Source organism: Coprococcus ammoniilyticus (genome assembly GCF_025567345.1).
Classification (GTDB): domain Bacteria; phylum Bacillota; class Clostridia; order Lachnospirales; family Lachnospiraceae; genus Coprococcus; species Coprococcus ammoniilyticus.
This window is the reverse complement of record NZ_JAOQJS010000003.1, coordinates 36424-50321: the sequence shown is the minus strand read 5'-3', so window position 1 is coordinate 50321 and position 13898 is coordinate 36424. Positions and strand designations below refer to the sequence as shown.

At 40.5% G+C, this 13898-nt stretch carries 10 protein-coding genes; all 10 read left to right on the top strand.

From position 1 onward, the window contains the following. Positions 1-17 precede the first annotated feature (17 nt). The 10 genes from OCV60_RS04880 (at position 18) to OCV60_RS04835 (ending at position 13826) form a co-directional block, all read left to right on the top strand. Positions 18-698: a LytR/AlgR family response regulator transcription factor gene (locus tag OCV60_RS04880; RefSeq protein WP_117808394.1), complete on the top strand. Its 681-nt coding sequence runs from the start codon at positions 18-20 to the stop codon at positions 696-698. Between the two features lie 74 nt (positions 699-772). Further along, positions 773-2881 carry a PTS sugar transporter subunit IIABC gene (locus OCV60_RS04875; RefSeq protein ID WP_262529586.1) on the top strand — a complete coding sequence of 703 codons (2109 nt, stop codon included), beginning with the start codon at positions 773-775 and terminating at the stop codon, positions 2879-2881. Positions 2882-2980: 99 nt separating this feature from the next. Continuing rightward, complete coding sequence (locus tag OCV60_RS04870) at positions 2981-3520, top strand: CinA family protein (RefSeq protein WP_262529583.1); 540 nt, start codon at positions 2981-2983, stop codon at positions 3518-3520. A gap of 53 nt (positions 3521-3573) precedes the next feature. After that, entirely contained in the window at positions 3574-4347 is a 774-nt protein-coding gene (locus OCV60_RS04865; protein WP_262529581.1) for a hypothetical protein, read from the top strand. A 24-nt stretch (positions 4348-4371) separates the two neighbouring features. Continuing rightward, positions 4372-5595 carry a YARHG domain-containing protein gene (locus OCV60_RS04860; RefSeq protein WP_262529578.1) on the top strand — a complete coding sequence of 408 codons (1224 nt, stop codon included), beginning with the start codon at positions 4372-4374 and terminating at the stop codon, positions 5593-5595. Between the two features lie 149 nt (positions 5596-5744). Continuing rightward, positions 5745-8096: an RICIN domain-containing protein gene (locus OCV60_RS04855; protein ID WP_262529577.1), complete on the top strand. Its 2352-nt coding sequence runs from the start codon at positions 5745-5747 to the stop codon at positions 8094-8096. 454 nt (positions 8097-8550) lie between these two features. Next, complete coding sequence (locus OCV60_RS04850) at positions 8551-8823, top strand: hypothetical protein (protein ID WP_262529576.1); 273 nt, start codon at positions 8551-8553, stop codon at positions 8821-8823. After that, a complete protein-coding gene (locus OCV60_RS04845) occupies positions 8780-9358 on the top strand; it encodes a hypothetical protein (RefSeq protein WP_262529574.1) in 579 nt (192 codons plus the stop codon). Before OCV60_RS04850 ends, OCV60_RS04845 begins: the two co-directional genes overlap by 44 nt. Before the next feature lie 199 nt (positions 9359-9557). Beyond that, a complete protein-coding gene (locus tag OCV60_RS04840) occupies positions 9558-11666 on the top strand; it encodes a glutamine synthetase III family protein (protein WP_117785025.1) in 2109 nt (702 codons plus the stop codon). A gap of 189 nt (positions 11667-11855) precedes the next feature. Then, a complete protein-coding gene (locus OCV60_RS04835) occupies positions 11856-13826 on the top strand; it encodes a DNA topoisomerase (protein ID WP_262529573.1) in 1971 nt (656 codons plus the stop codon). The last annotated feature ends 72 nt before the right edge of the window (positions 13827-13898 follow it).

The following is a 13898-nucleotide window of genomic DNA, read 5'->3' as shown; positions in this document are numbered from 1 at the left end:
AGGGAAGTGTTATACAAATGAAAATTGGTATATGTGATTCATCTATGCATGAAGTGGAAGCTGTGAAGGATTTTATAGAATCCCGTATGGATCTGGATAATGTAGAGTTTGAATTGTATCTGCCGGAAGAAGCGTCTATAGATGTAGAAGAAAGTACCTTTTCCTGTGATATATTTATTACGGAGATCGTATTTGACAATCTGCACTATAACGGGATCTGTCTGGCCAGAGCCATCAATCGTTCTGTTCCAAATTGCAAGATTATATTTTATGCAGACCATATTCCGGATGGCTGGGATATCTATGACGTGGAGCACTGCAATTGTGTTATGAAGCGAAACCGAGATATCAAGCTGGTGCATGCCGTTGATACGGCGATCAAGCGCCTGAATATGAGCAAAAGTAATTTTATCCGGGTCTGCTATGGGAAAACGATCAATATTTTTTCAGCTTCGGAGATCATCTGTATTCACAGAGATGATCGTCTCACCAGATACTGTACAACAAGAGGTGATTATGTGCAGTATATTACGCTGACAAATGCTTTGAAAAATCTTCCGAAGATATTTGTCCGTGTAAACAGTAATTGTATTATCAACCGTCAGCACGTCAAGCATTATTCCAGATCAACCGTAACTCTGGATAATGGAGAAGTCGTAAAGATCGGAAGACCATACAAAGAAGAAGTTTTTTCATAAAAATAGAATGATTCTCTCTGTTTTGCAGATACTAGTTCGTATGAATGTATCTGTGAAACAGGGAGATTTTTTATATGAAAGATAAAATATTTGGAATATTACAACGGGTTGGACGGTCGTTTATGCTTCCGATTGCGATCCTGCCGGTGGCAGGACTACTGCTTGGAATCGGAAGCTCATTTACCAATGAAACCATGCTTGAAACATATGGGCTGATGCGGATCCTTGGGCCGGGAACGATATTTGCTGCTGTATTTGAGGTAATGAGTGAGGCAGGAAATGTGGTATTTGCCAATTTGCCAATCCTGTTTGCCATGGGCGTGGCGATCGGTATGGCAAAAAAGGAGAAGGAAGTTGCTGCGCTATCAGCGGCTATTGCATTCTTTATCATGCATGCATCGATCAGTGCGCTGATCACGATAAATGGTGGTACGGAAGCAATGCTTGCAGGGGCGGTTATTTCTGTCTGCGGTATCACATCTTTGCAAATGGGTGTATTTGGCGGTATCCTGGTAGGACTTGGTGTGGCTGCCCTGCATAACCGCTTTTATAAGATTGAACTGCCGCAGGTGTTGTCTTTCTTTGGTGGTTCCAGATTCGTTCCGATCATATCAGCATTGGTATATACCGGAGTTGGTATTTTGATGTTCTTTATCTGGCCGGCAATCCAGAAAGGCATCTATACCGTAGGTGATCTGGTTTTAAATTCCGGCTATGCAGGAACCTGGGTATATGGATTTATGGAACGTCTACTGATACCATTTGGCCTGCATCATGTGTTCTATCTGCCATTCTGGCAGACTGCGGTCGGAGGAACGCTGGAGGTTGGCGGGCGTGTTGTAGAAGGAGCACAGAATATCTTCTTTGCACAGCTTGCAGATCCATTCGTTACAAAGTATGCGGTATCAGCTACCAGATTTATGTCCGGTAAATTCCCACTTATGATATTTGGTCTGCCGGGAGCGGCTCTTGCCATGTATAAAACAGCAGCATCGGAGAAACGGAAGGCAGCAGGCGGACTGCTTCTTTCCGCAGCCCTTACAGCCATGATCACAGGTATTACAGAGCCGCTGGAATTCACATTTTTATTTGTTGCACCGGCTCTGTATGGAATCCATTGTATTCTGGCAGGCTTTGCCTATATGCTGATGCATGTATTTGAAGTCGGTGTGGGAATGACCTTCTCCGGCGGTCTGATCGATCTTACCCTGTTCGGCATCATGCAGGGAAATGCAAAGACGAACTGGATCTGGATCGTGATTGTCGGTATCGGTTATTTTATCGTATATTATGTATTGTTCTATTATCTGATCCGGCGGTTTGATCTGAAAACACCGGGCAGAGATAACAATGACGAAGTGAAATTATATCGTCGAAGTGATGTGGATGCCAGAAAGCATGGAGAAAATGCCGGAGAGCAGGGATCAGACAATGGCCGGAATACGGATGTTTTCCGGAATCACAGCCCACAGATGGAGACTTCCAGGCTGATCTGTGAAGGACTTGGCGGCAAGGCCAATATATCGGACGTTGACTGCTGTGCAACCAGACTGCGTTGTACGGTATATGATGCAGCTCTTGTAAAAGAAGATATTCTCCGGGCAAGCGGAGCATCCGGCGTGGTGAAAAAAGGATATGGCGTACAGGTCATCTATGGCCCGAAGGTGTCTGTGATCAAATCCAATCTGGAAGATTATCTGGAGGGGTATGATGAGAAAGCGGTTATTGCAGTATCTATATTGAGTCCGGTTACAGGAGAGGTTTTTGAATTATCAAGTGTGCCGGATGAGGCATTTTCCAGTGGAATAATGGGCGATGGAATCGCTGTATTGCCAACGGATCCTGAAATAACCGCGCCTGTTGCCGGAACGATTGCCTTTGTCTTCGACACGAAGCATGCCATAGGGCTGGTAACGGAACAGGGAATCGGTGTGATGATCCATATTGGAATCGATACGGTAAAGCTAAAGGGCAAAGGCTTTGACGTACTGGTTGAGACCGGACAGATAGTGTCTGCCGGACAGCCGGTCATGCGGCTGGATCTTCCTTATCTGAAGAAGCATGCGCCATCCTTAATATCCCCTATCATTATAACAGAGCTCCCGGATGGCTATAAACTGCGTCCGGTAAAGACCGGAAAGGTGAAGAATGGCGAGGAGCTCCTGGTTGTAGAGAAGGGATAGGATAAATAGAAATGACAGAAGGATTTCCACTTGTGGAAATCCTTTTGTGAATATATTATAATAATAAATAGATTAAAGGCAACAAAGGCGGAAGGATAAATGGCAGGAAAAAAACTGGATGAACAGATGGAAAAGACAATACGGAATAATTACAGACGATTGACAGGCTGTCTGATCGACCGGAAAATGACGATCACAACCATGGAAAGTATCACCTGCGGGCAGATTGCTTCCCTAATCACAGATACTGAAGGGGCATCTGCAATATTAAAAGGAGCATTTGTAACCTATTCCAACGAAGCAAAGATCATGCAGGGTGTTCCGGAAGCGATGATAGAAACTTGTGGTGTCTATTCCAAAGAAACAGCGCGGGCAATGGCAGAAGCCTGTAAACAGGCATATCGTGCAGACATCGGAATTGGTATTACCGGGACAACGGGAAATATTGATCCAAACAATCAGGACAGTGTACCGGGAGAAGTATATTATGCAGTGGCTGTTTCTGATACGATCATCGATGGATATTTCCAGATGGGAGAACAGGATTCCAGACTGTATTATAAACTTTATGCCGCGGAGAAGGTGGCAGAAACGCTTGGGGATGTGCTTGGGGTTGAAATAGAAGCGGTTCTTGCCTGATGGTGTGACGAATATATTGTTGGAGAAATATATAAGATATGGGGGATGAAGATATGAAAAAGAAATTAATGGGGTTGATTATATGTTTAATAGGATTTGGAATGGGCTTCCTGTCCTTACTGTATTCCAATGAGACTGTGCGATCCCTTGAAGAATGTACGCGAAAAGTAGTTAATCCAAGCATAAAAGATAAAAAGGACTGGATATTTTCCTCAATTGGGAATATAGGAATTGTGCTATTGATCGTTGCTGTAATAACAGCAATTGTGCTGGCGGTTATTCGTTTTTTTGCTAACTCAAAATGTATGCAGTTGGCAATCACAATAGGACAGCTTGTAACAGATGCCATTTTATCGTTGTATATTACAGAGGTAATTATATATTACCGCAATCAGTTGCAGCAGGAACGTTTTTATACAACAATGGGAGATTCTGTACATATTGGAGTGTATATATTAGAATATGCGGTATTCTATATTTGTATATCCATCTTGTTCAACCGATCTGTTGAAAAAATAATACGAAAGCCTAAAAAGGACTGCAGACTATCCATATGGCAGGTGAAGAATGAACAGGAATTTATGGAAATAAAGGAACTGGTACATAGGGAACATTTTAACGATTGTTATGGATATATGAAATATCGTGAGGAACCGTTGGCTTCGATGCAGTTTTATGTGATCAGTGAAATGAACTGGTCGGGAAATCAGGAAGTAGCACAGTGGAAGTATTATTCAAATGGTGATTTTATAGACTTGGATGATACAGAACTCAGAACCAAACTGCTGGTAGCAAAAAATGCTGAAAATATAAACTGGCAGTTATAAGATAAAGAAACGAGGGTAAAAAGGATGAGAAAAAAAGCGGAATTTATAGTATTAAGTATAGTATTGGCAGGCAGCCTAATGGGATGCAGTTTTTCCTTAAAAAAAGATGCAGATGGCAGCAGCAAAAAGGCCGAAACAACCGTGACAGAAGAAACCGGAAAAACGGATGAAACAACCGGTATGGATGCAGGTCCTGACACGGAAACCTCAGAGGAGGCTTCTTCTGCAGCAGGATCAGATGGCAAGGCAGCCGCACTTCCGGAAGAGAAGAAGGTAGGAGCCGGAACAGGAGAAATGCCAGAAGAATATTCCAAAAATATGGTTGTTGATTCGAAGTTATCCGGAAAGGTTTCGGTATACGACTGTACAGCCTCATATCATATTCCTTACATAGATTATGACAGCATAGCCTGTGAAAATGTAAATAAACAGGTAGAAAAGCTTGCGAATGATTATATGACAAAAGAGGGAGAATATAGTACAGGATGTATTGCAATCGGATACGAATGGTCGGTATATGAGGATCTGTTGTCTTTGGTGATCCGGCTTGATTTTGATGCGAATGAAGTGGCTGATTTCTATGTATATACGGTTGATCTTAATAAAGACATACAGCTTTCTAAGGCAGATGTAATAGATTATCTCGATATTGATAATTCTACCTATGAGAGAGAGGTTCAGGATGAGCTGGATGGTTATTTTACAAATACATATAAGGATGTAACCGGAACGGACGAGTTCCTGAAAGAGACGTATGACAGAACGATTGCAATGTCCAACATAAGGGACACAGTGCCTTATGTAAATGGTGATGGTGAGCTGTGCGTGATCGGTAAAATATATTCAATCGCCGGACCGGATTATTATGAACGTCAGTTAAGTGTTGAGAGCCTGGATGAAGAATGTGAATACAGCGGGGCTGTATACGAAGCAGCGGAGTATGATGATAGTTCCTATGATACAGCATCGGATGACTACATTCTTCCGTATAGCGACAGTACATATCTGACCGAGGAAGATCTGGATGGATTAACGAAGGATGAGCTTCGTCTCGCCTGCAATGAGCTATATGCCCGCCATGGAAGAAAATTCAAGGATGCAGATTATCAGGCATATTTCAATTCTAAAAGCTGGTATCACGGAACAGTCGATCCGGAGGATTTTGATGATACTGCAGTATTTAATCAATATGAGCTTGCAAACCGGGATTTCATTATAGAGTATGAGAAGGAGAAGGGGTATAAGTAAGATAGAGATATAAGATTATAGAGAAAATGCAATGTAGAATGTCAAAATTGCAGGGGACGGTTATGGGTTTATATTTGTGATATTATTATATAAATTAACCAGAACTTTTGAAGCGTGTATTGAAAATAAATGAAGGGAGACGAATGTTTATGAATGATGTAAGAAAAGGAAAGTTCCATATGGCAAGAATATGGAAGAAAACCATTTGTATGGTGATGGTTGCAACCATGATAATTGTTTATATGCCAAATGATATATTTGGTAAAAACAATATAAGCAAAGTGAAAGCAGCAACAACTTATAATGGAGGTGCGGCGGCAAATTATGGATTAACTTATACAGATAATAGTGGTGGAACAAACGTTAATTCATATAATAGCGGATATGCATATTTTCAAGGTAATGATTGTGCGAACTACGTTTCACAGTGTTTAGTAGCCGGAGGATTACAAACGGATGGCACATGGTATGCGTATTCAACAGCATGGAAAAGAGCGGATTATTTATTGGAATGGTTCCGGGCAAAACCGGAGTATAGTGGTTTGATTGTAAGAAATCCTTCTCCGTCAGATGTAAAAATAGGTGATCCGTTATTTTATGTATGGGGAACAGAAGTAGATGGTAAGGTTCCAAATGACATTGATCATGCTGGTATCTGTACCGGAGTGTCCGGAAATACACCATTGGTTTCGGCCCACAGCAATAACCGTAAGAATTTTGCGGCATGGAGAATGAACGCGGGTGCAGTATATGTTGTAAAACTGCATGAATTGTCATCCTCACAGACAGCGCATGGTGAAATGACGACACCAACGATAACAACAAATAGAAATTGTTATGCTGTTGGTGAGACAATGAATATAACATGGGATAAAACCAGCAGTCAAAGTGACTTTCTTCATTATTGGCTGATTATTACAAATACTGACACAAGTAAGGAATGTTATGGTGGTGCAACAGGTGCAAATGGGGATGTAAATGCAAATAGTTACCAATTTACTATACCGGAAGCAGGACATTATCGGATAAATGTCTGGGCAGTGCCATATAATGATAAAGATAATCGACAGAGAATGGCATCAAAAACAGTATGCACTTATGGCTATGATAGTGAAACTCAAAATCTAGGTAATGATTTTTATGCTACTATAATGAATACCAGAATAAAAAAATATGTTACAGCTGATAGTGATGATAATGTAACAATCCGAACAGGTTCAAATCAAGCAAATCAGTTATGGCATTTTATAAGACAAAGTAATGGTTCCTATGAGATTGTAAATTATGCATCAGGAAAAGCTCTTGATGACAGTAATTGGGGACAGACAAATGGAACTAATGTAGGTGTATACTCAAGAAATAATACGACAGCACAGCGATGGTTTATCAGAGGTACAGCAGGTGCATATTTCTTAAATGCTTCGTGTGGATCTGCAGTTCTGGATGTTGAAAGCTATGGATCATTAGATGGCACCAATGTGTGGTTGTATGAAAGAAATGATTCAGGTGCTCAGAAATTTACGATACAAAAGCAATCCATTAATTTAAGTAAATGTAGTGTGACAGGACTGGAAAGAATACAGGGCGGATTTAAATTGTCATGGCAGACAGTATCTGGTGCTACAAAATATGAAATTTACCGGAAAAAGCAGACCGATACAAATTATGCAAAGCTGACTACAGTTGCTGGTGGAAGCACAAATACATATAAGGATACAAATTGCGTGTCAGGCGTGACATATCAATATCTTGTGAGAGCTGTGAATAATTACACGACAGGTGCTTCTGAATGCGGTGGATATGGATTATATCTTGACAGCACTAATGTATGGATAACAGCAGCTTTGACAAAGAAGATAAGTCTTTCCTGGAATGAAGTAAATGGAGCTAATGGATATTACGTTTATATGTATGATACAGCAAGTAAAAAATGGCAAAGAGTACTTGATGTAGCTGGAAAATCTACAACCTCATGTACATTATCGGGATTAAAACAGAATACTACATATAATTTTTTAGTTAAGGCATATGGTACATGTACTTATAATAAGATTTCAATCCATACAAGTTATAACAGCAATGTTTTGACTGTTACAACAGCAGCGTATAATGGAATGAAAAAGACTTCCAAAGGCTGGTATTACTATAGAAATGGTGTAAAACAAACAAATTATACAGGTTTATTAAAGCGTACAAATGGTACATGGTGCTATATTAAAAATGGAAAATGGCAGTCGAAATTTACCGGAATTGTAAAACATACGGATGGAAAATACTACTATGTATATAAGGGAAGAAAGAAAAATAGTACAAAACTGGTAAAAAATACAGATGGAAAATGGTGGTATGTAAAGAAAGGTGTATGGCAGCCAAAATATAAAGGTATTGTTAAGAAATCAGGAAAGAAATACTATGTAGTTAAGGGCAAAAAGAGTAACAAGACAGGTTATGTAACGGTCAAAGGCAAACGCTACAGAGTAGTAAAAGGAAAAGTACAATAGAAGTTTGCTGGCATAAGTTCGGCATACAATAGTAAAGAATAATTATAGGTAATTTACCGCATATTTCAATAGCATCTGATAGCAAAGGCTATTGAAATATGCGGTACATCGTAATTCTCCTTCTACTGCTGTCAGAAGGGACTATAACCATAACATGATTGTATGAAAGAGTAAATATCTACTGTGCAAGAGTAAGATTCACCTTGGATTGGGCGTGTGCGTCACATTGTAATATGATAGTAATAAGGCAAATTATGATCCTAATAGAAAAGAAATGCATAGTCAGAGAGGTACTTTGACCGGAATGATTAGAGGTGCATTGGTCAATGCTAATGAATTAGCATTTTAACAGGAAACAACATTGTATAACAACATTCTGAATGTAATATCAGCTTGTACTTATTAATAAAGCGATGTTCGTCGCGATGTGGTCTTTTTTTGAGGAGAGATGAGGATGGAGAATAATAGTCAAATATGGTTTAGAATTAGTAAATTACCGGATCTTACCTTAATGAAATATGCCTCTCTTGAAGGAAATGGTATAGGAGATATATTAGAAAAACATCTGTCTTTTTTACGTTTGCTTAATCGAAAAGGGATTATTTCTAATATATCATTTCATTTGTTTTACATTTATATTTCCAATAAGGATTTTGAAGGTGATAAATTAGAAATTCTTTTGCTTGTTAGAGGAAACGAAGATAAGCACACTGATGTGCCTCAATGAGACAGAAGAAGAAGTACTTGTGGTACTGTTAGCTATGGGAGCAGCTTTATTTTGTGGTGTAATAAGTGCATCAGATAAAAACAGAACAGTGAAAAAAGTGGTGATAGATCTGGTCAGTGCTGTTCTTGCTCCGGGAGTTCTGTTATATGGATTGTTTCGCATATTAGGCAAAGTGGATGATGATGTGAGAGCACGGGCTAAGCTGCATGCTGATATTCCGGAGAATACGCGTTTGGGAAGTGGTATGACATCATTTGGTAAACCATTGTTCCTTGCAGTCCTTGCTTTATTGGTTGTAATTATTATATTAATGGCTATGAGCTGCAGATTGGTATCAAAAAGATCAAAACAGAGAGCTGTGATCGTATGCTGGTGTATGATAATAGCGATTGCATTTTTAATTGTGGATATTCTTAGTCATCTGGGAGTGATCACACAGCTGATGAACGATAGCATTTCATTTGATGGAGCATTGGTGATGCTTATGTTTATTGTCATAAGATCATTTGCAGGATGTGATAAGCCGCAACGATAAGCCGCAATATTTTAAATGCATAAGTCAGAAAGACTTTCCGAAATATATTCCAAAATTTTTGAAATTTAGGGGTTGATTTTTCAAATCAAAAGGAGTATATATATTGTATCAAATAAATAGACGAAATGAACAAAGGTGTTCCAAATCATTGGGACACCTTTCTTTTTTTGTTTTATCAGAAGAAAGGAAGTACAAAATTATGATGAACAAAATTTCAGCCGTATTCGGTTCACACGTTTTCTCCGATCAGGTTATGAGAGAGCGTCTTCCAAAAGCAGTTTATAAATCCTTGAAGAACACAATCGATAAGGGCGAACCTCTTGATACATCTATTGCAGATTCTGTTGCAGCAGCAATGAAGGAATGGGCAATGGAACTTGGCGCAACACACTATACTCACTGGTTCCAGCCACTGACAGAGACAACAGCCGAGAAGCATGATTCATTCGTAAGTACAGTAGGTGATGGCGGAGTTATTCTTCAGTTCACAGGTAAAGAGCTGATCAAATCCGAGCCGGATGCTTCATCCTTCCCTTCTGGTGGACTTCGTGAGACATGCGCAGCCAGAGGATACACAGCATGGGATTGTACCTCACCGGCATTTGTAAAGACAACAGATGCAGGAACCTGTATCCTTTGCATCCCTGCAGCATTCACATCATATACAGGTGAGTCACTTGACTACAAGACACCACTTCTTCGTTCCATGGATGCGATCAGCAAGGAAGCTTTAAAGGCACTTGCATTATTTGGAAATACATCAGCAAAGAAGGTTACAGCTTCTGTTGGTCCTGAGCAGGAATACTTCCTGATCGACAAGAAGAAATTCGCAAAGAGAACAGACTTGAAGCTTTGTGGACGTACCTTATTCGGTGCGATGCCTCCAAAAGGACAGGAGCTTGACGATCAGTATTTTGCAGCGATCAAAGATAAGGTTGCATCATACATGACCGAGTTAAATGAAGAATTATGGAAATACGGTATTCTTGCTAAGACACAGCACAACGAAGTTGCTCCTGCTCAGCATGAGTTAGCACCTATTTTCTCAACAACCAATATAGCAACCGATCAGAACCATCTGGTTATGGCTACTATGAAGAAGATCGCAGCAAAGCATGATCTGGAATGTGTTCTTCATGAGAAGCCATTTGCAGGTGTCAATGGTTCCGGTAAACATAACAACTGGTCAATTTCAACAGATGAGGGCGAGAACCTGATCGATCCTGGTAAACATCCGGAGACAAATCTTCAGTTCCAGTTCTTCCTTGCAGCCGTTCTTGCAGCCGTTGATAACAATGCAGAGCTGTTAAGACTGTCCGCATCATCCGCAGGAAATGACCACAGACTTGGAGCAAATGAAGCACCTCCAGCAATTATTTCGGCATTCCTTGGTGAACAGCTTGAATCCATCGTTAAGCAGATCATTGAGAAGGGTGAAGCTACAGAATCACCAAAGGGCAAGACTTATGTATCCGGTGCATCCACACTTCCTACATTTACAATGGATGCTACAGATAGAAACAGAACATCACCATTTGCATTTACAGGTAACAAATTTGAGTTCCGTATGGTAGGTTCTACACAGTCCATCGCATTTCCAATGATGGTATTAAATACGATCGTTGCAGATCAGTTAAAGAAGATGACTGACGAACTGGAAGGTGCAGAAGATTTCGAGACAGCATGTAAGGCATTGATCAGAAAGACTCTGACAGAGCATCAGAAGATCATTTTCAACGGAAATGGTTATTCAGATGAATGGATCGCAGAAGCTGAGAAACGTGGACTTCCAAATATCAAATGTATGGTAGATGCAGTTCCATATCTGGCAGCAGATAAGAGCGTTAAGATCTTTGAAGGCCTTGGCGTTATGGATAAAGCAGAGTTATCAGCCAGAGCAGAAGTTATGCTTGAGAATTATGCAAAGAAGATCAACATTGAGGCACTCACAATGATCGAGATGTCAAATGAAGAGATTATCCCGGCAGTTATGGAATATCAGGCAGAGCTTGCAAAGGGTGCTGCTGAGATCAAAGCTCTTGGTATCGAACCAAGCGTACAGGTATCTCTGTTGAATACAATCTCTGAAAAGCTTACAGAGCTGAAGACAGCAACTGTAAAACTGGAAGAGCTTGTTGCAAAAGCTGCTGATTACGAAGATGATATCGAAGCATGGGCAAAATACTATCACAACGTAGTATTTGCAGCATTTGATTCTGTAAGAACACCTGCTGACGAACTGGAAAAAGAACTTCCAAAGACAGCATGGCCATTCCCTACATACGAGCAGTTATTATTCGAGCAGTAAGATCAAATACAGTAAATGTTTATTACAACCTAAAATAGTCAAAGGGCATCTCGTTTTCTGAATCGAAGGCGGGGTGCTTTTTTACTGTGCGGATATCACAAAAGCTATGGTCGAAACCTTCTTTTTCTGGTATTATAAAAAGATGTGATGTGTAATATTGATCAAATATAAAAGAATCAGGAGTTTGATTTGAAGAACTTATATATAGCAGAAAAACCAAGTGTTGCAAGGCAGTTTGCAGATGTGCTTGGTGTAAAAGAAAATGCCGGAGCAGGTTATCTGGAATCGGAAGATTCTGTTGTGACCTGGTGTGTTGGACATCTGATCACGATGAGTTATCCGGATGCCTATGACGAGAAATTAAAAAAATGGGATCTGGCTACGATTCCTTTTATTCCGACAGAATTCAAATACGAAGTGATACCGGATGTCAGCAAGCAGTTCAAGATCGTAGCAGGGCTGTTGAACCGGGATGATGTAGGCTGTATCTATGTCTGCACCGACTCAGGACGTGAGGGAGAATACATCTACCGTCTGGTGGATCAGATGGCAAAGGTTGGAAATAAAGAGAAGCGGAGAGTCTGGATCGATTCCCAGACAGAGGAAGAGATCTTGCGTGGAATCCGGGAAGCCAAGCCGCTTTCAGAGTACGATTCGCTCAGCGATGCCGCATATCTTCGTGCAAAAGAAGATTATCTGATGGGTATTAATTTCTCCAGAGCCTTATCGTTAAAATACAGCTATGTGATAAGAAATTATCTAAAACTGGATAAATGCGTGATTGCGGTTGGACGTGTTATGACCTGTGTTCTTGGCATTATCGTGAAGCGGGAGCGGGAGATCCGTGAATTTGTAAAGACACCATTTTACCGTGTTGTTGGTACGGTAAATGTTGCCGGGCAGACATTTGAGGCAGAATGGAAAGCGGTAAAGGATACACCGTATTTTAATTCACCGCTTCTGTATAAAGAAAATGGCTTCAAGCAGAAGAAGGATGCAGAAGATCTGGTGAAAAAGCTGTCGGCAAATGGAATGGAAGCCACTCTTGTTGCAAGCGAGAAGAAGAAAGAAAAGAAGGCTCCGCCAATGCTGTATAATCTTGCCGAGCTTCAGAATGACTGTTCTTCACTTTTTAAGATCAGTCCGTCCGACACCTTAAAGATCGTGCAGGAGTTATACGAGAAGAAGCTGGTGACATATCCGAGAACGGATGCCAGAGTGTTGTCAACGGCTGTGGCAAAGGAAATTTATAAGAATATATCCGGTCTGAAACGATATACACCGATGGCTGCCTATGCTGATGAGGTTCTTAACATGGGAAGCTATAAGACGATCGCAAAGACCAAGTATGTAAATGACAAACAGATCACAGACCACTATGCGATCATTCCGACCGGACAGGGCATGGGTGCGTTAAGAGGACTGTCTGAGATTGCGGCAAATGTGTATGAGATCATTTGCAGACGATTCTTAAGCATCTTTTATCCGGCAGCAGAATATCAGAAGCTTTCAATGACACTGGCAAAGCAGGATGAATTCTTATTTGCCAATTTCAAATATATGTTAAAAGAAGGTTACCTGAAGGTTGCCACGAACCGCTTTGCAAGGAAAAAGGATGATACCAAATACAGCCCGGAATTCATCGAGACAATCGGACATTTGAAAAAGGGAGATATCCTTTCACTTGACAAATTCGAGATCAAAGAGGGTGAGACATCACCTCCAAAACGGTACAATTCCGGTACGCTTATCCTGACGATGGAAAATGCCGGACAGTTTATCGAGGACGAGGAGCTTCGTGAGCAGATCAAGGGCGCAGGTATTGGAACCAGTGCGACCAGAGATGGAATCATCACCAAGCTTGTAAATAACAAATACATTGCGCTGAATAAGAAAACGCAGATCGTAACACCGACATTTCTCGGCGAGATCATTTATGATGTTGTTTATTATTCGATCAATGGACTGCTTCGGGCGGATCTGACAGCAAGCTGGGAAAAAGGCTTGTGTGGTGTCGCTGATGGTTCGATCACGAAAGAAGAATATACAGACAAGATGAACACCTTTGTGATCAAATACACAAACTTGGTAAAAGGAATCAGTAATCAGAACCAGATTACAACAGTATTTGACAGAACAAGGGTATATTATAAAAAATAATCATGAAATAGTTGATTAATAGATAAAAATTATCTTTTGTGGATAAATGATTGCTTTTTAGATAAAAATTGT

What these genes read in the sequence shown, in the direction of transcription:
- OCV60_RS04840 (WP_117785025.1), top strand. Translation starts at nt 9,558, where the DNA reads ATGATGAACAAAATTTCAGCCGTATTCGGTTCACACGTTTTCTCCGAT.
- OCV60_RS04850 (WP_262529576.1), top strand. Translation starts at nt 8,551, where the DNA reads ATGGAGAATAATAGTCAAATATGGTTTAGAATTAGTAAATTACCGGAT.
- OCV60_RS04865 (WP_262529581.1), top strand. Translation starts at nt 3,574, where the DNA reads ATGAAAAAGAAATTAATGGGGTTGATTATATGTTTAATAGGATTTGGA.
- OCV60_RS04860 (WP_262529578.1), top strand. Translation starts at nt 4,372, where the DNA reads ATGAGAAAAAAAGCGGAATTTATAGTATTAAGTATAGTATTGGCAGGC.
- OCV60_RS04870 (WP_262529583.1), top strand. Translation starts at nt 2,981, where the DNA reads ATGGCAGGAAAAAAACTGGATGAACAGATGGAAAAGACAATACGGAAT.
- OCV60_RS04875 (WP_262529586.1), top strand. Translation starts at nt 773, where the DNA reads ATGAAAGATAAAATATTTGGAATATTACAACGGGTTGGACGGTCGTTT.
- OCV60_RS04880 (WP_117808394.1), top strand. Translation starts at nt 18, where the DNA reads ATGAAAATTGGTATATGTGATTCATCTATGCATGAAGTGGAAGCTGTG.
- OCV60_RS04855 (WP_262529577.1), top strand. Translation starts at nt 5,745, where the DNA reads ATGAATGATGTAAGAAAAGGAAAGTTCCATATGGCAAGAATATGGAAG.